This window comes from Chishuiella changwenlii (assembly GCF_900142565.1).
GTDB classification, from domain to species: domain Bacteria; phylum Bacteroidota; class Bacteroidia; order Flavobacteriales; family Weeksellaceae; genus Empedobacter; species Empedobacter changwenlii.
The window spans coordinates 12,222-33,311 of record NZ_FRBH01000003.1 but is presented as its reverse complement, the minus strand read 5'-3'; the positions used below and the strand labels follow the sequence as shown (position 1 = coordinate 33,311).

Here is a 21,090-nt window from a genome sequence, read left to right as displayed (position 1 = left end):
TAAATTTAACCTAATTATTATGAAAAAAATATTATTTACATTATCACTTTTAGGAAGTATAGCTTCCTTTGCTCAAACTGTAAAAAATGGTGATTTAGACACCGACAGTAAACGATACTTAAAGGATACAAAATTTGACGGACGCCAAGAAGGATGGTACATTTCAGGAAATAATTCTCTATTATTTTCTCAAAGTGCTTTCAGTAATTGGGTTCCTGGAGGTGTGAATTCTTTTGCTTTAAACGCAAATGTAGATTATGAGTTTAATCTTACAAATGGAAAACACATTTGGGACAATAGAATTTTACTTGGATATGGTATACAAGCAAACGAGGACGAAGATGCTAGAAAAACAAATGATATCATAGACCTTACTTCTTCTTATGGATACAATATTGGTAATAACTGGTTTTTAGCAGCTTCTATGAATTTCCGTACTCAGTTTACCGAAGGTTATGATTTTACTACTGTTCCTAGAACAAAAATTTCTAACTTAATGGCACCAGCTTATTTAAGTTTAGGATTAGGATTGGATTATAAACCAAGTGAAAATTTCCAAGTTAATTTACATCCATTTACGCCTAGAGTTACATTTGTGTTAGATAAAGATCTTCAACAAAAAGGAAATTTTGGTCTTAAGAATGATGGAGATAAGACTCTATTTGAATTTGGTGCATATGTTGGTGCTCGATACAAACTGCAAATAATGGAAGGAATTACATACGATAACAGAATAGGTATCTATGCTGATTATTTAAAGAATTTTGGAAATGTAGATATTGCCTACCAAGGTCTATTAGATCTTAAAGTAAATCGTTTTATTTCTGCACAAGTTTCTGTTAACTTATTGTATGATGATGATCAGATTAAAAAAGTTCAAGTAAAACAAACGTTAGGAATTGGCTTTAATTATAAGTTTAACAATGCCCCTAAAGTTGAGGAGGCTCCTGCAACAGCTTTTATTCAGGAACAACCAATTTTTGAAGAAAAAGAAAATTCATTAGAAGTGGTTAGAAATACCAATATTCTAAAAAATGAGCCTATTTTAAATGAGACAAAATTAGTTACTCAATAAATTTTAAAACCTGCTTTTAATAAGCAGGTTTTTTTATTTTTTCTTACTTTTACACCTAATTATGATTACAATGAGAAAGAATATTATTGCTGGAATTTTACCAAATATATTAATGATAATTTGGGCTGTTTATGAATTATTACAAGGAATTAATTATGAACAAAATTCGAGAATATTCATCAGCGCTTTATTTATCCTATTCTTTATTGTCGTTATAGTTATCTCTTTAGTAAAAGTTGTTAAATATCCAAACGACCCTACATATCTTAAGAAAAAGTAATAAATTGAATAAACTTTCTATTCAATGTATAAAAAAATATTAACCCTATTATTATCTACCATATTAATTAGTTGCTCTACTGGCAATGATAAAAAAATTGAAAAACTCATATTTCATCAATATGGACAAGATTGTTTTGGTTTATGTCCTACTTATCATTTAGAAATAAAACAAAATAATGAAGTAAGATTACATATTGAGACTTTTCCTACTTATGCTCCTATTTGTAAAGAAACGGGTTTTAGAGAGTGTAATGTAGTTAACGATTCCTCTAAAATTGGATTTTATAAAGCTAATTTAAACACTTCCGAAGTTAGTTTTATTTTTAATTATTTAGATTCAGTTCGAATTGATACAATGCAAAATTATACTTTTGATTGTTCAGACGACATTACTGTAAGCTACCTTTATTTTACTCCAAACAAATCTAAAAAATTGTTATATGAATGCCCTTCTGTAAGAGACTACTTACTGAATGGTTTAACGGAATTTCTGCAAAATCTTGTTTCAGAAAATAAGTTTCAAAAAACAAATGAGTATTTTAAAATAGAAGATCTTAAAATTGATTAATTCATTTATCCTATTTTTTGTAAACTTGTAGTATAAACAAAGAATAAAATGAAACTAATCGGACCTTTTAAACAAATTATAACACTTGCCAATTTACCTCTAAAAGGAAAAATAAACGAAGAACAATTAGAGATTATACATGATGGAGGAATTATTATCGAAGATGATAAAATTTTAACTATTGATGATTTTAATTCTCTTGTTTCCTCTTATCCACAAATTGAAATTGAAAAAATAGAAACGGAACAAATTCTTCTTCCTGGGTTTGTTGATTCGCATACACATATTTGTTTCGGAGGCAATAGAGCGAAAGATTTCGCAATGCGATTAGATGGAAAAACATATTTAGAAATTGCCGAAAGTGGCGGAGGAATATGGTCTACAGTTACACAAACACGCAATAAAACGGCAGATGAACTAAAAGATATAACATTAAAGAATAGTACACAACTAAGCAAACAAGGAATAACAACTGCAGAAGTTAAATCTGGTTATGCTCTTTCTGTTGAAGACGAAATTAAAATGTTAGAAGCCATAAATATGGCTAATCAAGAAAGTGAGATAGATTTACTTCCAACCTTTTTAGGTGCTCACATGAAACCAAAAGATTTTGAAGGAACAAACAAAGAATATTTAGAACTATTGGTAAAAGATGTTTTTCCTCAACTTCAATCAAAAAAATTAGCAAATAGAATTGATATTTTTGTGGAACAATCTGCTTTCACTGTTGAAGAAGGTGATTATTATTTAAACGAAGCACAAAAACAAGGATTTGAAATTACCATTCATGCCGATCAGTTTACTGCTGGCGGAAGTTATTTAGCAACAAAATATAATGCCCTAAGTGCAGATCATTTAGAATTTTCGGAAGAAGAAGAAATAAAAAATCTTGCTAATTCTGATGTTGTAGCGACTGTTTTACCTGGTGCTTCTATTGGATTGGGAATGCGATATGCTCCTGCAAGAAAATTATTAGATGCTGGTTGTTGTGTATCAATTGCTTCTGACTGGAATCCTGGTTCTGCTCCTATGGGGAATTTATTAACACAAGCTTCTATTTTAGCTACTTTCGAAAAACTGTCTATGGCTGAAGTTTTGGCTGCAATAACATTCCGCGCTGCAAAAGCTTTAAATTTATCTGACCGAGGTACAATAGAAAAAGGTAAAAAAGCTGATTTTGTAAGCTTCTCTACCTTTGATTATCGTAATATTATCTATCAACAAGGACAATTACAACCAACTTCTGTTTGGAAAAACGGAAAGCAGATTAATCTGTAATGGTATAAATATTATCGGATGTAATGGTATTTGTCGGCGTATAAATTAACCAATCGGTTATCATTTCTTGCGGATAAGTACCTTCATCTCCTTCATTCAAATTATCTACTGCATAAGGACGATTTAAACAAACGGCTAACATTTCGTTATTTTCATTTATTCCATAAACATCAAACCAAATGTGTTCTTTGTTCATTTCATGATCAACATCAAAACCTAACTTCACTAAAAAGCGCCAATAATTTTCGTCATCAGCTTCTGGGTTAAAATAAGTTTTAAATGCTTTTTTATATTGATCGAATCTCTGATAAGCCATTGCAGTCATTCTTTCTGTTTCTTGATCGCTTACAAAGAAAATTGGATTATCTGCTATTGTAGAAGCATAAACTTCTGGTGATAAAGTGATACCTTCTTGCACTGCCAATAAAACTCCACAAGGTTCGTAATTCTCATTTTCTGGTTGTCTCTCATTATAACCTCCAGGAATTTCTGCTGGGTAATCTTTTACAACATCCTCCCATCTTTTCCAACAAAAAGTTATATCTAAACCATCGTAACCAATATTAAATTCTTCATTTTCTGGTGAACGATAATCTGGTTTTATAAATGCAGTAACAATCATATCTAAAGCAGAATTTAATTGTTCTATTCCATTTTTAATATTTATCATTTCTAATTCTACAGAACCACAACGATGTAAACCATGTGTATGTAACCAATAAACTCTTTCGCCATCTATTTCATCATAAACACCATGAATTGTATATAAATATGTTGGGGCTGGAGGAACTTCTGATTCTGCTGTTAGTTTTGCCCATTTACCAGAAAGTAATCGGAAAGGCATAAAATCTATTACAATAGAAGGATTTTCTACAACTGCCTGCATAACCTTTAATTGTAAATGAAAACTATCTAACGCATCACTACCAAAGTACATAGCTGTTTCCAAATAAAAATCTTGCTGTACTGCCAAATCTAATTCTTCGTCAGAAATCATATTTCCTAAACCAAACTCGTTATAATTGTTTGCTCTAGCATCAACCACAAACAAATCAATCTCAAAAATTTCATCTAAATAACTAACACTAACTTTATATTCCTGCGATACAGGATCTTCTTCATTAGGTTCTCTATCAATTATGTCAAAATTATTTAATTGAAAATATCGACTTTCTTTTAATTTATTTTCGATAAAATCTTTAGAAAAAGTAACCTTTTCATTAGATGGTAAAATTCCCATTGTAGAAGGTAAACTTAGACCATCTTCGGTTATTCCTTTGTACAATTCTTTATTTGTCATCATTCGTTTTATTTTGATTTAGATAAAGATAAATGTTTTCAAAAAGGAAGTATTTTAGGAAAATGTTAAAATTTAATCATATTAAAAAAATCATATTCTTCTATTTACATTAAATTATTGTAAGTTTGTACGCATAATTACCCAATTATGATAGCATCTATGACAGGTTACGGTAAAGCTATTTTAGAATTACCAGAAAAAAAAGTAACCATAGAATTACGTTCTCTAAATAGTAAAACGTTTGATTTAAATACTAGAATTCCTTCTTTTTATCGTGAAAAAGAATTAGAAATTAGAAATCTTATTTCTGAAACAGTTCAACGAGGAAAAATTGATTTTTCTATGATGGTTGAACTAAATCCTGCTGCACGTACTCAAAGTTTAAACGCAGAATTAATTAAAAATTACATTGAAGAATTTAAAAACATTACGCCAAATGTAAGTGATTCAGACTTGTTGCCAGTTGTTATGCGTATGCCTGATGTTATTTCTTACAAGCAAGATGATTTAAACGAAGACGAATGGAATCAGATTCGTTCAACAATTATTGAAGCTATTAATGCTTTAAATAAATTTCGTACTGATGAAGGTGCTGTTTTAGAAAAACATTTAGTTTTAAACTTAAACAATATTCTTCACAATTTAGAATTGGTTTTACCTTTCGAAATAGAAAGAATAGAAACAATAAAAGAACGTTTTGCAAAACGTTTAGAAGAATTGAAAGTTGATGTTGATCAAAATCGTTTTGAACAAGAGTTAGTTTTTTATTTAGAAAAATTTGATATCACAGAAGAAAAAGTTCGTTTAAAAAATCATTGCGAATATTTCTTAAAAGAATTGAGTGAAACGGAATCTAATGGAAAAAAACTAGGTTTTATCTCTCAAGAAATTGGTAGAGAAATTAATACATTAGGATCTAAATCGAACCATTCTGAAATGCAAAAAATTGTTGTTCAGATGAAAGATGAGTTAGAAAAAATAAAAGAACAATCTTTAAACGTTTTATAATGAAAAAAGGAAAATTAATTGTCTTTTCTGCTCCATCAGGTGCTGGTAAAACTACTTTGGTTCGTTATGCTTTAGAAAAATTAAATAACATTAAGTTTTCTATTTCTTGTACTACAAGAGAAAAAAGAGAAGGTGAAGAACACGAAAAAGATTATTACTTTTTATCTCCAGAGGAATTTAAAACTAAAATTGCAAATGACGAGTTTGTAGAACACGAAGAAGTTTATAGAGATAATTTTTATGGTACTTTAAAATCTGAAGTAGAAAGAATAACAGCAGAAGGTAATTCGGTTATTTTTGATATTGATGTTATTGGTGCTTTAAATATTAAGAAGATTTATGGTGATGAATGTTTAACAGTATTTGTAAATCCTCCTTCTTTAGATATTTTAAAAGAGCGTTTAATTTCTCGTAATACAGAAAGCGAAGACAAATTAAAACAACGTATTGATAAAGCAGGTATTGAAATGGAAAAAGCAAAAGAGTTTGATATCATTCTTTTAAATGACGATTTAGAAACTGCAAAACAAAAAGCTTTGGAAATTATTCAAGATTTTTTGAAATAAAATAAGTAATCAATTATATTAAAAATGCCTCAATAAATTGAGGCATTTTTTTTATTTTATTGTATCGATAAATTAATATTATTAATACCCTTCTTCTTTTAGTTTTTGGAGTATTTTATTCGATATTTCTTTTCCCCATTCTTGTCCAGCAGTCATAGAATCTTGTGTAATTTTAGGTAAATTCTCTATCATTTTTTGTCCTGCTTCTGTTTTATAAAAGGCTATGTAATTATCGATATCACTTTCTGTAAAGTATTTATCATAAATTGGAATAATAAGATTTGCTAAATCTTTTTCATTAACCTCTTTTGAAAAATCATCCCAAATACTTTGTTTAACATTAGGGTATTGCTTCTTGTAAATATTCATTAAAGAATTCATCACAAATATTCCATTCTTTGCGCTACCAGAGATTTCTAATAATTGTTCAATTTTCTTTCTTTTCGCATTTAATACATCTTGTGAAAAGACGCTTAAGGAAAAACCAAATACGAGGATTAAAAATATTTTTTTTCTCATTGTTAATTTATATTAATTGTTTATTCTCAATAAGTTCTTCAAAAACCATTACAACTCCTTCTACTTGAATTTCTTCTTTTAAATATTCGTTGTAATCAAAGTATTTAACAGCTTCTATTTCATTCGTTGGTTGTATTACTTCTTGCAAATCATACAAAAAACAATCTTGTTCCATTAACAAATTATCTTCTCCGTAAGCTTGGGCAGTTATGTGACAATAGAATGATAATTTATCATCTTGTAAATCTAAACTTAACTCCTCTTTGATTTCTCTAATTAAAGCTATTTTAGATGTTTCACCTTCGTCTAACTTTCCTCCAGGTAAATACCACGCTTTTTTATTTTTGCTATATGTTAATAGCAACTTATTATTTTTTACAACCAGTAAACCAGCTGTAGGTAATTGTTTCATCTTATTTTAATAATTATAAAGATTGTTGCCATTGCCAAGAAGTACGCATACTTTCTGCTAAAGATGTAGTTGGTTTCCAATTTAATTCTTGTGCAGCAAGTTCGTTATTTGCGTATGCTTCTACAATGTCCCCTGCTCTACGTTCTTTTATTTGATAATTAATTTTTAATCCATTTGCTTCTTCAAAGGCTTTAACAACTTCTAAAACTGTTGAACCAGTTCCTGTTCCTAGATTAAAAAATTCTAATTTATTTTTATTCTTTTTCTCAACTAAACGTGCAATAGCTTTTACATGCGCATCAGCTAAATCATTTACATCAATATAATCTCTTATCGCTGTTCCATCTTTCGTAGGATAATCGTCTCCGAAAACGGCTAAAGATTCGCGAATACCTGCTGCTGTTTGTGTAACGTAAGGAATTAAATTATTTGGAATCCCATTTGGTAATTCTCCAATTTTAGACGACGAATGTGCTCCTACTGGATTAAAATAACGTAAGCAGATTACATTTTTTCCTGTTGCTAACGTGAAATCTTCTAAAATTTCCTCTGCCATCTTTTTTGTATTTCCGTATGGCGATTCTGGTCTTTTTAATGGAGTTTTCTCGTCTATAGGCATCTTATCTGCTTGCCCATATACAGTACAAGAAGAACTAAAGATCACATTATCAGCATTAAAATCTACTGTTGCGTCTAACAGATTTAATAAACCTAGTAAGTTATTTCTGTAATACATAAGTGGTTTTTCAACCGACTCGCCTACTGCTTTGTGTGCAGCGAAATGAATTATACCATCTATCTTATGCGCTTTAAAAATCTCGTTTACCTTTTCTTGATTTTTTAAATCTACCTCATAAAAAGTTGGTTTGATATTCGTGATTGATGTTATTCTATCTAAAAATTCTAATTGAGTATTAGATAAATCATCAATTATAATTACTTCGTATCCTGCATTTTGTAATGCAACAACAGTATGTGAGCCAATATAACCCAATCCGCCAGTAACTAATATTTTATTCATTTCGTTTTATAGTTTTAGTTAATCCAAATGTATAAAAATTAAAAAGCTTCTGAAACAAATCAGAAGCTTTTTAAAAATAAAGTTATTTAATCTGGATATTATTTACCAAAAAATTCTTTTACAGCAGAAGTGATGTAAACCAATTGTTCTTCATCTAATTCTGTGTGCATAGGTAAAGACATTACTTGTTCTACCAACTTATCTGTATTTGGAAAATCAGCATCATTATAGTTTCCTGAATCGTATGCTTTTTGCTTACGTAAAGGAACAGGATAATAAATCATTGCTGGAATTTCTTTCTCTGTTAAGAAAGCTTGTAATTCGTTACGTTTTCCATTTGTAACACGTAATGTATATTGATGAAAAACATGAGTCGTATTTTCTCCTTTTACTGGCGTTAATAATTCTTCAACGTCTGCGAAAGCTGCTGTATAATAAGCTGCTGCTTTGTTACGTGCAGCATTATACTCATCTAATAAAGGTAATTTATGACGTAAAACTGCTGCTTGAACAGAATCTAAACGAGAGTTAACTCCTACTTCATCATGATAATAACGTTTGTACATTCCATGATTTACAATTCCACGCAAACGATGTGCTAAATCATCATCATTTGTAAAAATTGCTCCACCATCACCGTAACATCCTAAATTTTTAGAAGGAAAAAATGATGTACAACCAATATGTCCTATTGTACCTGCTTTTTGTCCTTTATAATCTGCTCCAATTGCTTGTGCAGTATCTTCTATTACATATAAATTATGTTCTTTTGCAATTGCCATTATTTCGTCCATGTTAGCACACTGACCAAATAAATGAACTGGAATAATTGCTTTTGTTTTTGGTGTAATTGCAGCTTTTAACTTTTCTGTATCTACAGTAAATGTGTCATAATCAACATCAACCAAAACAGATGTTAATTGCAATAAGTCTATCACTTCTACAGTTGCAGCAAATGTAAAATCTGCTGTAATAACTTCGTCGCCTGGTTCTAAACCTAAAGACATTAAAGCTATTTGTAATGCATCTGTTCCATTTCCACAAGGAATAACATGTTTTACATTTAAATACGATTGTAATTCAGTTTCAAACTGTTTTACTTCAGGTCCATTGATAAAAGCAGCCGAATCTAAAACATTTAAAATTGCTGCATCTACATCTCCTTTTATTTTCTGATATTGACTTTGTAAGTCAACCATTTGTATTTTTTTCATATAAGTAATGAATCTTTCAAAAATGACAACTTAAAAAAAGTTGCTACGATTGGAACAAATGTACAAAAAAAGCTCATTGTAAATCTTTAACTTTGCAACATTGTGCAAGGATTTTATAACATATCAATTAAGGCGTACGGAATGGCGCTAAAATTAGCTGCTAACTTTAATAATAAAGCAAAACTTTGGGTTGATGGACGTAAAGATTGGGAAGAAAAAATAGCTTCTAAAATTAGTAATTCCGATAAAGTTCTATGGGTTCATTGTTCATCTTTAGGTGAATTTGAACAAGGACGACCAGTTATTGAAGCTTTAAGAGAACAGTATCCTTTACATAAAATTGCAGTTTCTTTTTTCTCGCCATCTGGTTATGAAATTAGAAAAAATTATGACGGTGCTGATGTTATTTTTTATTTGCCTTTGGATACAAAATCTAATGCAGAGAAATTAATTAAAGTATTACACCCAGATATTTTAATTTTAGTAAAATATGAATATTGGTTCAATTTAATTTCAGCTCTACATCAACATAAAATTTCGACAATTGTTGTTTCTGCTATTTTTAGAGACAGTCAGAATTTCTTTAAAAAAGATGGGCAAAATTGGTTTGCTAAAAAATTAAATTTAATCAATCATTTTTTTGTTCAGAATCAACACTCCAAACAGTTATTAGACACTATTCATATTCTACAAAATACAATTGCGGGAGATACCCGTTTTGATCGTGTAAAACAAATTATTCATCAAGATAATCAACTAGATTTTATGGATAATTTTAAAGGCAATTCTAAATTAATTGTTGTAGGTAGTTCTTGGCCTAAAGATGAAGAGTTATTTATTAATTTAATTAATGAAAAACTAAAAGACGATTGGAAAATTCTTTTCGCTCCTCATAATTTACATGAAAATGAGATTAATTCTTTTCTTTCTAAAATTAAACAACCATCTATTAAATATTCCGATTTAGAAAAGACACTAAAAGAAGAGATTTCTACAGCAAAAGTTTTTATTCTTAATACAATTGGAATTTTATCTAAAGTTTATTCTTATGCTGATATTACATATATCGGTGGAGGTTTTGGAGCTGGAATTCACAATACCTTAGAGGCTGTTACATTTGGAAATCCTGTTGTTTTTGGACCTAAATATAAAAAATTCCAAGAAGCTGTCGATTTAATTTCAATTGGCGGAGGATTTTCTATTTCTAATCAGCAAGAGTTTGATGATATTTTTAATCAATTAATGCAAAAAGATTCTTTTAGAAAAGAAACTGGAAAGAAAGCAGGTGATTTTGTTCAAAATTCACCTAATTCTACAAAAATTATTTTAGATTACTTGAAAAAAATCATTTAAAATAACTTATTTAGGCATAAAAATTGAGGTTTATAAGGCACTTTCGTAATAAGTTTTAATGATAAAATTTTACTTTTGATAAAATAGTTTCGACTATTAGAAAATTAAACAATTTAGATGAAAAAATTAATATTGGGATTAGCTATCTTCGGAGGGCTAAATGTTGCGCATGCACAAATAGATTTGGGAGTAAAAGGAGGATTAAACTTCCCTACTCTTTCTAATTATAACAGTTCGAAATTTAGAGTTGATTACTTTTTAGGTGGTTATGCTAACTATAAAGTAACAGATCAGATTAGTTTTCAACCAGAACTTTTGTATTCTAAACAAGGTGCTGGTATAAAAACAAATGATAATACGAAAGCAAAAGTTGTTACGCACAACATTAATATTCCATTAATGGCTCGTTATGAAATAATGGAAGGTTTAAATGTAGAATTTGGACCACAGTTAGGGTTTTTAGTTTCTGCAAAAGGTAAAATTGATGACGGAAAAACTGATATTAAAACTAAATTAACAGATGATTTTAAAACATTTGATTTTGGTTTAAATATTGGTGCAGGTTATAAAGTTACAGATGAAATTGAAGTTAATGCTCGTATCACGAAAGGTTTAACAAACATTAATCACAATCCTGCTTTAAGAAATACTTCTAATACTTATTTTAGTATTGGTGTAGCTTACAAATTATCAGAAATGTAATTGCTATTACATTATAAAAATACTTAACCCAATAGTAGATAACTTTCTATTATTGGGTATTTTTTTACTTTAAAGTCATCTAAAAATCATTGAACCTCTTCTCTATTAACTTTATTGTTTTCTATTCCTTTTCTTGATACTAATAAATTACAATTATTTCAATATTAATAAATTGATTTATTTTTTGTTTTTATTAACATTACTATACATTTGCAGCGCAATATTTTATTCGATTAAAATATTCTCTAATTATTATAAAAATTAACATAAACATGAAAAAAATTTACTTGTTGTTAGGCTTATTCTCTAATATAGCTTTCGCACAATTAGCAACTCCATCAGCACAAATTATACCTACTACAAATCCTACAACTGGAAATGTTGGTATTGGTATAAACAATCCAACAGAGAAATTATCTGTCGAAGGAAACATTTCTGTTAAATCTAATTTAATAAATACCGATGCTCGACCTGCTATTAGTGCTGGTACAATTCCAGGAGAAATTAGAGGTATCAGTAAACATGGTGCTAATATGGATGATGGCTTTTTAAGATTGAGTGCTGGAGGTGGATCAATTAATTGGGCTAAAGCTTACATTGATTTATCAGGTTATCATGCAACAGATAGTGAAAGGTATATTAATATAACTATGGGTACTCATGGAGCAGAGAGACTTAGAATAAATAGTTTGGGTGATGTAGGGATTGGAACAACTAATCCTAAAGCTAAATTAGATGTGAATGGCGATCTTAGAATCGGAAACGATGATAATTATTTTACATATAATGGTTATGCTGATATTCTTTTAAAGTTTAAAGAAAGAGGAAGCGGTGGAAGAGCAATTGTACATGATCACGGAAATGTATTAACATTGAATTATGATGATAATTTTAATGGAGGTACTAGACTTGGAAAATCGTTTTTAGTAAAAGGTAATAATGCTACCCTACAAGGAAAATTCGAAGCTAAAGAGATTAAAGTAACTGAAACTCCTACTGCAGATTTTGTTTTTGAAGAAGATTATAAACTTCCTACTCTACAAGAAGTGGAAAAACATATTAAAGAGAAAAAACATTTACCAGAAATAGCTTCTGCCAAAGAAATGGAAAAAGAAGGTGTAAATGTTGGTGAATTTCAAATTCAATTATTACAAAAAATTGAAGAGTTAACGCTTTATATCATTGAACAAAATAAAGTGAATCAAAAACAAAGTGAACAGCTAAACCAGTTAACAGAAGAGATTAATCAATTAAAAAAGAATTAATATGAGAAAAACTTTACTTTCTGTTTGTTCTCTCTTTTTAATGATTTCCCTTTCAGCACAAGAAGTCGTGTGGGAAAAATCTATTGGAGGAGAACATGCTGAATATTTATATAATGCCATTCCAACTCCAGATTATGGTTTCCTTATTCTTGGGAGTTCAGCTTCTGATGCTACTGGTGACATCAAAAAAAATAATCAAGGAAGTTTAGACTATTTTCTATGGAAGATGGACGAAAACGGAAAACAAGAATGGCAAAATTCTTTTGGTGGAAGTGGTACAGATTTTCTGTATGCGGCTAAACCTACTCCAGATGGTGGTTATATCTTAGCTGGTGCTTCTACTTCTGGTAAATCTGGTGATAAAACTAGCGAAAATCAAGGTGCTGAAGATATTTGGATTATTAAAATTGACGCCAATGGAAACTTACAATGGCAACAAGCTTTTGGTGGAAATGGAAATGATATTCCAACAGATGTTTTAGTAACTGAGGATGGTGGCTATCTTATTGCTGCCAACTCTAACTCTACGCCATCTGAATTAAAGAAAAGTGAAAACTTCGGTGGAAACGATTATTACATGATTAAGCTCGATAAAAAAGGTAAACTTATTTGGGAGAAAACCTATGGAGGAGCTTATGATGATAAAGTAAAATCTATTCTACAAACAAAAGATGGTTTCATATTGGTTGGAAACTCTAATTCTCCTGCAAGTGGAAATAAAACGATTGAACAAACTGGAAATAAAACATGGATTGTTGAAATTGATAATGAAGGAAATATTCGTTCCGAAAATAGTCTTGGCTTAAACAATGAAAATTATTTAATTTCTGTTGAGCAAAAAGAAAATCATTATCTGTTTGCTATTAACGAAAAAGACGGAAGTAAAATAACTTCTAAAGTTATTGAAACAGATTTAAGTCTTCAACCAATTCATACAACTGAATTAAAAGTTGAAAATAATTTATCGATTACTGAAATTAGAAATGTTAATGATAGTTTTCTTTTAACTGCTAATAAAATTTCAAGTTTACAAGAAGCTACTTCAGGCGAAATTGAAAGTTATTACATCACTAAATCATTCGATAAGAATGGAACTTCTGTTTGGGAAAAGAAGTTTGGAGAAAAAGGATTTAATTATTTAGAAAAAGCAATCACAACACGTGATGGTTCTACTATTTTATTTGGAAATTCTACGCAACAAGCAAAAGGAAATAAAGGACAATCGGATTTCTATTTGGTAAAATTAGGAAAAGAAGGTGACGATATAAAACGTGTATCAGTAGAGGTTTATCCTAATCCAACTCAAGATATTGTAAATGTAATTATCAACAAAGAGTTTACGACTTCTTCTATTGACGTTTATAACCTTGCTGGACAGCATCTACAAACTAAAGATGTAAAATACCGTTCTACTCCTATTTCTTTAGGAAGTTATCCTGGTGGTGTTTACATCTTAAAAATTAAAACAGATAACAAATCTGAATCTATTAAAATTATTAAAAAGTAATCATGAAAAAAATATACTTACTATTCCTTTTAGGAATGGTGAACTTTTTGGAGGCTCAAATAAAAGATCATGAAAAATTTTTTCCAAAAACACCTGAAGTTGCAGCAATAGGAAAATATATCGACAAACCTATTTCATTAGGAACAGGAAGTGTTGATTATCAAATTCCATTGGAAACTTTATTGGTTGATAACAACATTAGTATTCCCATCAGTTTAAAGTACAATACAGACGGAATAAAAGTAAATGAAGAGGCAAGTAATGTCGGTTTAGGTTGGACGTTGTCTACAACTTCCTTCATTACTAGAAATATTAGAAGTCAGGTTGATAATTATACTATTGATTTAAGAACTGATATTGAGAGAATAACAAAAGGAATGAGTAGTAAACCTGAGTCAGCAGATTATCATTGGTTAAATACTAATATTGAATACATGGATAGTGAACCTGATGAATTCATTGTAAATGTTTTTAATACTAACTTTCGTTTTTATTATAATTATCAAACAAAAAAATTTCAGAGTGTTCCCAAAAATGATTACATCATTAATGGAAATATAGCTTCTAATGGATATGTGATTGATTTTAATATCATTGATACACATGGAAATCAGTATTTCTTTGAAAATACATTAAGTTCTACTACAATTACTCCCTCTGTAGCTTATATAACAACACAAGGGAGCTCTAGTGGAGGTAATTCTGGTCTTGTTAGCTCTTGGTATTTAACAAAGCTTATTACAAAGGATAAGAATATTGTAGAATTTAAATATGAAACCAATGTTTATGAAAATACTACAAATAGTTCTTATCAATACCCTAATGTCTATCACACTTCTCAATATATATATGTAGCTACTACAAATAATTTTGAAAATGGCCCTTTAGGACGCTACGCTATCACAGGTCCTGATTCAAATGGATTTCCAACGAAAGTAGGAAGTATATACCCTATTTCCGATGATTTAGTAAATAATCATAAAGTTAATATTGTAAATAACATATATTCTGCAAGTACAAACACTGATTTAATTCTTAGTCAGATTTTAGTAAATGGTAAAAAAAGAATAGAATTTCTAAAAAGTACGATTGCTAGAACTGATTTAGATTCATATAAGTTAGAAAAAATTAAAGTATTTGATTTTAATGAAAAATTGGTGAAATCTTTTAATCTCAACCAATCATATTTTAATCAAGAAAATCCTGAAGGAAATTATGATTGTTCAAGAACGAAAGTTCATCCATTGTTCAAGAATAATTTTGAAAAATATTTATTACGATTACGATTAGATGGTATTACAATAAACGATAATGCTGATAAAAAAGTAAATGACTATCAGCTCTCTTATTACGAAGGTACACTACCAAGTAGATTATCCTATTCTCAAGATTTATATGGCTACTATAATGGAAAAAATAACTGTAGTTTAATTCCAACTCAAGTCTATAAATACTTTTTTAATAATGTTTCCAGAGAAGTTATTATTGGTGATGCTGATAGATCGTCTGATATCGAATTCAATAAAATAGGTGCTTTAAAAAAAGTAACCTATCCTACAAAAGGGTCTGTTGAATTAGATTATGAAAATCATATTGTTGCTGGAATAAATGATTATAACGAAGACAATTTAACACCTATTGTTGTAAAAAAACAAATGACTTGGGGTGTAGAACAATCTGTAGGAGAAGATGGAAATATAGCTCCAAATCCTGATACTTATACTTATGAGTTTGAAATGACTCAAAATATAAAAGGCGAATTTTATACTTACTTGGACACTAATCGTCCAGATAATTTAAATGCTGGTCCTGAAATGTATACAGTTTCCTTACAAAAGATAGACTTTAATGGAAACATTGTTCAGTCACAATATTTAACAAATGGTAACAGCGGTATACAAGTTGATTTGACGATTGGAAAATACCGCATTCAAGCAACGAGATCTCCGTCTGCTCCAGACTATGATCCTTATCTAGGTTATATTGGACAGCTTGATTATTATGAAGTTGTAGATGAAATAAATAAAGAAACAGGTTACACAGAACGAATAATTGGTGGATTAAGAATAAAAAAAATAACCAACAGAGATACAGATAATTCTATCTTACTAGAAAAAAATTATACCTATACAGATAAAAATATTTCAACAGGTCTCTTAATGGGAACACCTATTAGAACAGAAAATAGCTACTATAAAGAAATTAACAAATTAAATGGTGTTATTTCTTTCCCTTTACAGTCAGCTTCTAGTTCAAAGGTTGTTTACAGTAAAGTAACTGAAGAAAATGTCGATGTCAAAAATAATCAGACAAATAAAACTGATTATTATTTTAAATCTGAATTAGGTGAAATAGGTGATTCTAATGCCGCTTTCAGAGTAAGTACACCTTCCTTTAATTGGAGAATAAATAAACCTACTCAAGTTGATCATTTTTTAGATAATCAACCAGTTCAATCAAAACTTACTGAACACCAAGTGAAGAAAACTGAATTAAGAGACAATTATGGAATAAGAGTTCGACCAAAAAATGAAATTCTACTTTTCCATACAAGTGGTGGTGGTATTGGGCCAGTAACGCTTTATTACAGAGATTTTGAATATGAATATTATCCATTCTACACTGAATTTCCATATATTGATAAAGAAACTGTTACTGAATCTTTTTCTTTAAATGATTCTATTGTAACAGAAGTTAATTACAATTACGATGGCGAAAATCATTTACAATTAACAAAACAGACTACAAAAAATAGTAAAGGAGAAACTCTTACAACTGAATACAAATATCCATCTGATTTAACAAGTACTTATCCTGAAAGTACTAAAATGAATCGTTTAGTTAATGAAAATCGTATTGCAGAACCTGTTATCACTAAACAACAAGTTGGAAGCGTTTATGTATCAGAAGTTCATAATCAATACAATGAGTTCTATGGAATCTTACAAAAATCTGCTGTTTTTCAGAAAAAAGGTAATGGTATTGAATTAAATAGAACTACTGATCGTAAAATAGTGTATAATAGTTACGACGCTAAAGGAAATATAACACAATACACACCTGAAAATGGACTTTCTGTTGCTATTATTTGGGGATATAACACTCAATACCCTGTCGCAAAACTAGAAGGAATTATGTATGAGGATGCAAAAAATAAATTAGGAACTTATTTATCTAAGCTTGAAAATGGATTGTTAACAAGTGATGAGCAAAAGGCTTTAAGATTACTTATTCCAGAAGCAATGATTACAACTTATGTTTATAAACCTTTGGTTGGAGTTACACAGATTACAGGACCAAATGGTATTTCTGAAAATTATACGTATGATTCTGCAAATCGTTTAGAAGAAATTAAAAACGATAAAAACGAAGTTTTAAAAACGTTTCAATACAACTATAAAAACTAAATTCTATGAGAAAATTTTATAACCTATTTTTAATACTATTTGTAGGATCTAGTTTTAGTTTTGCTCAAAAAGTTTTAAATACTCCAACTGCGGAGAATTCAACAATAACAGATCCCGTATCTATTACAATGACACCTGGTTTCAGCGTAAAATCTGTTTCAGGCTCAACATTCCGTGCTTTTATCGATAGCAATGGAAATGGTATTCCTGATGGTCAAGAAGCTGAATTGCCTACTTTAAACGAGAACTTTGTTCGTACAATTGAATGTTTAAATGTTTCATGTAGCAAGAAAAAAGAAACTGTTGTTTATTTTGATGGTTTAGGAAGAGAAAAACAAGCTTTACAAGTTGCTGGCTCTCCTACTGGAAAAACAATTATAACTCCTTATGAGTATGACGGATTTGGACGTCAAGAAAAAGAATTCTTGCCATTTCCTATATCATCAACTGATAATAAAATAAGTACACAAACAGATGGAACCTCTTTTTATGGTACTTTAACAGGTGATACAACACCTTATTCTCAAAAAACATTCGAGAACTCTCCTCTTAATCGTGTACTTTTCCAAGCTGCACCTGGTGAATCATGGAAAAAAGGTTCAAATCATGAAATAGGATTTAAGTATGAATTAAATACTGAAAATGATGTTCTTCGTTTTGATGTTTCACTTTCATCAGCTCTTGTACCAAGTTTAATTCCAAATGGAAGTTATCAAGCCAACACACTTTATAAAACAGTTACCACAGATGAAAATGGACAGGCAATACAAGAATTTAAAGACCAAGAAGGAAGAGTAATTTTAAAGCGAATTGATATTCCACAAATGCTCTTTAATTCTTATGGAAAACATGATACCTATTATGTATATGATGTCTATGGGAATTTAACTTATGTACTACCTCCAAAATTAATTGAAGTTGGTGATTATAGTATAAATAATTTAGCTGAATTAGGTTACCAATACCAATACGATGATAAAAATAGATTAGTTGAAAAGCAACTTCCAGGAAAAGGAAGAGAATTCATGGTTTATGATAATCAAGATCGTTTAACTCTACAACAAGATGCTAATCAGCGTACAGCTACAGACAAAGGTTGGACATTCTTTAAGTATGATAAATTGGGACGCATTGTTTATTCTGGTTTCTTTAAAAACACTGCAACTAGAAGTGCCATGCAATCAGCATTAAACAATAAAAGAACACCTAATAACGAGGAAAGAACACTAACTAAATACAGAAATAATGAGTTAAATATTTATTATACCAACTCTCAATTTCCTAATGGTAGTTTAACTGTACAAACCGTTAATTATTACGATAATTACGAAAGTTTAGAGATGTTTGCTGGTTCTTTAATAGCAGGTCAAGAACTTATAGGGGAAAAGGACACAAGAACTAAAGGATTAGCAGTAGCTACATTAACTAATGTTTTAGGAACAACAAAATGGAACAAATCTTATACTTTTTACGATACTGAATATGTACGTCCATCAGGTACTCATTTAGAAAATTACTTAGATGGTTTTCAAACAACTTCATCTTCTTTAGATTTTAGAGGAAAAGTTTTGAATACAATTACAAAACATAAATTAGATGATATAAATACTCCTGAAATAACGATTAATGAAGTTTTTGATTATTATGACAATGAGCTATTAAAATCACAAACACACCAAATAAACGGTGGTCCTGTTGAATACATTGTTCAAAACTCATACAACGAGATTAATCAAATCATTTCTAAGAAAGTCGGGAACGACAATGCTTCTACTCCATTACAAACTGTTGATTATAAATACAACATTCGTGGTTGGATGACAGACATTAATAATGTTGATATTACTAATGATGATTTATTTTCATTCCGTTTAAATTATGATAAGCTAACACAAACGACAGAAAATCCATATATTAAGGCATTATATAATGGAAATATTGGTGAAACAATATGGAAAACATCTCCAGATCATCAAAAAAGAAGTTATAGCTATGCATATGATGGATTAAATAGATTACTTTTTAGTGATTATTTAAAAAATAATAGTGAAACAAAAAACGCTTACAATGAACAAATTGCTGGATATGATAAAAACGGTAATATAAATGGAATTTTTAGAACAGGTGCTAATGAAAGTTCAAATCTAACTTATATTGATTTACTAAGTCATCGTTATCAGACAAATTCGAATAAATTAATAAGTGTTGAGGATACTTCCAATGTACCTGAAGGTTTTGATGATAAGAATAAAACAGGAAATGATTACGATTATGACCTTAATGGAAATCTAATACAAGATTTAAACAAAGAAATTACGAAAATTAGTTATAATGACTTAAATTTACCTATAGAAGTTCTTTGGAATGCATCTAAGAAAATTAACTATAGTTATGATGCGAGTGGTGTAAAATTAAGAAAAGTTGTAACTGATGGTACACAAATTACCACAACAGATTATTCGGGAGGTTTCCAATACAAAAAAAATGGAAGTAATGAACCGATCGAGCTACAATTTTTTCCAACAGCAGAAGGTTACGTAAATGTTACAGAAAATAATACATTTAACTATGTTTACAATTATACCGATCATTTAGGTAATGTACGTTTAAGTTACCAAAAAGAAAATAATGGTTCTTTAAAAATACTAGAAGAGAATAATTATTATCCATTTGGATTAAAACATAACGGATATAATAATACAAATCTTGCAAATAGTAATTATAACTATAAATACAACGGGAAAGAGTTACAAACAGATTTAGATATCAACTTATACGATTATGGTGCTCGTAATTATGATCCTGCTTTAGGTCGTTGGTTTAATATTGATCCGTTGGCGGAAAAAATGTCAAGACACTCACCTTATAACTATGCTTTTAACAACCCAATCTACTTCATAGATCCTGATGGAATGGAAGCTACTTCTACTCATATAGATAAATACGGTAATGTTTTAGCTGTATTCAATGATAATGATAAAGGAGTATATCAACATAAGGATAATAATGATGGTAGCGCTCCAACAGAATATCAATTATCAAAACGAGCGGATAAAAATGGAACTTCAAGTGGAGGAACAAAAATTGGGGAGACAGAAAATTGGGATGAGTTTGTAAGTCCAGAAACGGGGAAAACTATGACAGAATATAAAATACAAGTAGGAAAATCATTTGACCCTATTATTGATAAATTATCAAAAAAAGCAGAGAAATTAGGGTTGATAGAAATTGCTTCAGAATCAGGCCCAAAAGGAAAATTCGATATAAAAAATGATTACAAAAATGTTGGAGGTTTATTGAATGGTAAATATGCTACTTCACGTTCAGCTGGAAACTATTTAGCTGGATATAATGCAAATAATGGACTTATTGATTTTAAGACTTTCCAGAAATTAGCAGGAGCATTGCATGTTAAAGGATCTCTATCAGCTTCTGAAAAAATGGGAATAGTAACAACAGGTACTGCATACGGACCGCCTCCTGCATATGGAGAAGTTATGTATCAATACAGAATGAGTAGTCAAGGATGGAGTGACAAAGGTCACAAAGACTCAAAAAAACAATCAACAACTTTACAAAACAACAGTTTAAAATGGTAATTAATATAAAAAAA

17 protein-coding genes are annotated in these 21,090 nt (G+C 29.6%); 12 read left to right on the top strand and 5 right to left on the bottom strand.

What is annotated here, in order from left to right:
* The first annotated feature begins 19 nt into the window (after window positions 1–19).
* The 4 genes from BUA86_RS03430 to hutI all read left to right on the top strand — a co-directional run bounded on the left by BUA86_RS03430 (window position 20) and on the right by hutI (window position 3,203).
* Window positions 20–1,075 carry a DUF3078 domain-containing protein gene (locus BUA86_RS03430; RefSeq protein WP_072929902.1) on the top strand — a complete coding sequence of 352 codons (1,056 nt, stop codon included), beginning with the start codon at window positions 20–22 and terminating at the stop codon, window positions 1,073–1,075.
* A gap of 70 nt (window positions 1,076–1,145) precedes the next feature.
* Entirely contained in the window at window positions 1,146–1,355 is a 210-nt protein-coding gene (locus tag BUA86_RS03425; protein WP_143147231.1) for a hypothetical protein, read from the top strand.
* Window positions 1,356–1,379: 24 nt separating this feature from the next.
* Window positions 1,380–1,925 (top strand): DUF6438 domain-containing protein, encoded by a 546-nt coding sequence (locus BUA86_RS03420; protein ID WP_072929898.1) that lies wholly within the window; start codon window positions 1,380–1,382, stop codon window positions 1,923–1,925.
* 48 nt (window positions 1,926–1,973) lie between these two features.
* Window positions 1,974–3,203, top strand: coding sequence for an imidazolonepropionase (hutI, locus tag BUA86_RS03415; protein WP_072929896.1), 1,230 nt, complete (start codon window positions 1,974–1,976; stop codon window positions 3,201–3,203).
* Here hutI and BUA86_RS03410 read toward each other — a convergent pair.
* On the bottom strand, window positions 3,193–4,506 hold the full coding sequence (locus BUA86_RS03410) for a DUF4026 domain-containing protein (protein ID WP_083580287.1): 1,314 nt from the start codon (window positions 4,504–4,506) through the stop codon (window positions 3,193–3,195). The two genes, hutI and BUA86_RS03410, sit on opposite strands and share 11 nt — an antisense overlap.
* A gap of 144 nt (window positions 4,507–4,650) precedes the next feature.
* On the opposite strand from BUA86_RS03410, the gene BUA86_RS03405 reads away from it, so the two are divergent.
* The gene (locus BUA86_RS03405; protein ID WP_072929892.1) at window positions 4,651–5,511 is read left to right on the top strand and encodes a YicC/YloC family endoribonuclease; all 861 of its coding nucleotides are present in this window, start codon (window positions 4,651–4,653) and stop codon (window positions 5,509–5,511) included.
* Window positions 5,511–6,077 carry a guanylate kinase gene (gene gmk, locus BUA86_RS03400; protein WP_072929890.1) on the top strand — a complete coding sequence of 189 codons (567 nt, stop codon included), beginning with the start codon at window positions 5,511–5,513 and terminating at the stop codon, window positions 6,075–6,077. The genes BUA86_RS03405 and gmk overlap by 1 nt, the downstream gene beginning before the upstream one ends.
* An 81-nt stretch (window positions 6,078–6,158) precedes the next feature.
* Here the strand turns inward: gmk and BUA86_RS03395 are convergent, their stop codons facing one another.
* The 4 genes from BUA86_RS03395 to BUA86_RS03380 form a co-directional block, all read right to left on the bottom strand.
* Window positions 6,159–6,596, bottom strand: a complete 438-nt coding sequence (locus tag BUA86_RS03395) for a DUF2059 domain-containing protein (RefSeq protein ID WP_072929888.1) — start codon at window positions 6,594–6,596, stop codon at window positions 6,159–6,161.
* A gap of 7 nt (window positions 6,597–6,603) precedes the next feature.
* Window positions 6,604–7,008 carry an NUDIX hydrolase gene (locus BUA86_RS03390; protein WP_072929885.1) on the bottom strand — a complete coding sequence of 135 codons (405 nt, stop codon included), beginning with the start codon at window positions 7,006–7,008 and terminating at the stop codon, window positions 6,604–6,606.
* A gap of 13 nt (window positions 7,009–7,021) precedes the next feature.
* Complete coding sequence (gene galE / locus BUA86_RS03385) at window positions 7,022–8,029, bottom strand: UDP-glucose 4-epimerase GalE (protein WP_072929883.1); 1,008 nt, start codon at window positions 8,027–8,029, stop codon at window positions 7,022–7,024.
* Between the two features lie 98 nt (window positions 8,030–8,127).
* Complete coding sequence (locus tag BUA86_RS03380) at window positions 8,128–9,243, bottom strand: DegT/DnrJ/EryC1/StrS family aminotransferase (protein ID WP_072929881.1); 1,116 nt, start codon at window positions 9,241–9,243, stop codon at window positions 8,128–8,130.
* 141 nt (window positions 9,244–9,384) lie between these two features.
* Here BUA86_RS03380 and BUA86_RS03375 point away from each other — a divergent pair, with 141 nt between their 5' ends.
* The 6 genes from BUA86_RS03375 to BUA86_RS03350 all read left to right on the top strand — a co-directional run bounded on the left by BUA86_RS03375 (window position 9,385) and on the right by BUA86_RS03350 (window position 21,076).
* Complete coding sequence (locus BUA86_RS03375) at window positions 9,385–10,596, top strand: 3-deoxy-D-manno-octulosonic acid transferase (RefSeq protein ID WP_072929879.1); 1,212 nt, start codon at window positions 9,385–9,387, stop codon at window positions 10,594–10,596.
* 117 nt (window positions 10,597–10,713) lie between these two features.
* Window positions 10,714–11,298 (top strand): porin family protein, encoded by a 585-nt coding sequence (locus BUA86_RS03370; RefSeq protein WP_072929877.1) that lies wholly within the window; start codon window positions 10,714–10,716, stop codon window positions 11,296–11,298.
* Window positions 11,299–11,570: 272 nt separating this feature from the next.
* A complete protein-coding gene (locus tag BUA86_RS16240) occupies window positions 11,571–12,563 on the top strand; it encodes a hypothetical protein (protein ID WP_072929875.1) in 993 nt (330 codons plus the stop codon).
* A gap of 1 nt (window position 12,564) precedes the next feature.
* Window positions 12,565–14,070, top strand: a complete 1,506-nt coding sequence (locus BUA86_RS03360) for a T9SS type A sorting domain-containing protein (RefSeq protein ID WP_072929873.1) — start codon at window positions 12,565–12,567, stop codon at window positions 14,068–14,070.
* A gap of 2 nt (window positions 14,071–14,072) precedes the next feature.
* Complete coding sequence (locus tag BUA86_RS03355; RefSeq protein WP_072929871.1) at window positions 14,073–17,477, top strand: hypothetical protein; 3,405 nt, start codon at window positions 14,073–14,075, stop codon at window positions 17,475–17,477.
* Between the two features lie 5 nt (window positions 17,478–17,482).
* A complete protein-coding gene (locus BUA86_RS03350) occupies window positions 17,483–21,076 on the top strand; it encodes a DUF6443 domain-containing protein (RefSeq protein ID WP_072929869.1) in 3,594 nt (1,197 codons plus the stop codon).
* Window positions 21,077–21,090: the final 14 nt, after the last annotated feature.

Coding starts and splice junctions, on each gene's coding strand:
- BUA86_RS03425 (WP_143147231.1), top strand. CDS start 1,146: ATGAGAAAGAATATTATTGCTGGAATTTTACCAAATATATTAATGATA.
- BUA86_RS03355 (WP_072929871.1), top strand. CDS start 14,073: ATGAAAAAAATATACTTACTATTCCTTTTAGGAATGGTGAACTTTTTG.
- gmk (WP_072929890.1), top strand. CDS start 5,511: ATGAAAAAAGGAAAATTAATTGTCTTTTCTGCTCCATCAGGTGCTGGT.
- BUA86_RS03380 (WP_072929881.1), bottom strand. CDS start 9,243: ATGAAAAAAATACAAATGGTTGACTTACAAAGTCAATATCAGAAAATA.
- BUA86_RS03410 (WP_083580287.1), bottom strand. CDS start 4,506: ATGATGACAAATAAAGAATTGTACAAAGGAATAACCGAAGATGGTCTA.
- BUA86_RS16240 (WP_072929875.1), top strand. CDS start 11,571: ATGAAAAAAATTTACTTGTTGTTAGGCTTATTCTCTAATATAGCTTTC.
- BUA86_RS03370 (WP_072929877.1), top strand. CDS start 10,714: ATGAAAAAATTAATATTGGGATTAGCTATCTTCGGAGGGCTAAATGTT.
- hutI (WP_072929896.1), top strand. CDS start 1,974: ATGAAACTAATCGGACCTTTTAAACAAATTATAACACTTGCCAATTTA.
- BUA86_RS03375 (WP_072929879.1), top strand. CDS start 9,385: ATGGCGCTAAAATTAGCTGCTAACTTTAATAATAAAGCAAAACTTTGG.
- BUA86_RS03350 (WP_072929869.1), top strand. CDS start 17,483: ATGAGAAAATTTTATAACCTATTTTTAATACTATTTGTAGGATCTAGT.
- BUA86_RS03405 (WP_072929892.1), top strand. CDS start 4,651: ATGATAGCATCTATGACAGGTTACGGTAAAGCTATTTTAGAATTACCA.
- BUA86_RS03420 (WP_072929898.1), top strand. CDS start 1,380: ATGTATAAAAAAATATTAACCCTATTATTATCTACCATATTAATTAGT.
- BUA86_RS03360 (WP_072929873.1), top strand. CDS start 12,565: ATGAGAAAAACTTTACTTTCTGTTTGTTCTCTCTTTTTAATGATTTCC.
- galE (WP_072929883.1), bottom strand. CDS start 8,029: ATGAATAAAATATTAGTTACTGGCGGATTGGGTTATATTGGCTCACAT.
- BUA86_RS03430 (WP_072929902.1), top strand. CDS start 20: ATGAAAAAAATATTATTTACATTATCACTTTTAGGAAGTATAGCTTCC.
- BUA86_RS03395 (WP_072929888.1), bottom strand. CDS start 6,596: ATGAGAAAAAAAATATTTTTAATCCTCGTATTTGGTTTTTCCTTAAGC.
- BUA86_RS03390 (WP_072929885.1), bottom strand. CDS start 7,008: ATGAAACAATTACCTACAGCTGGTTTACTGGTTGTAAAAAATAATAAG.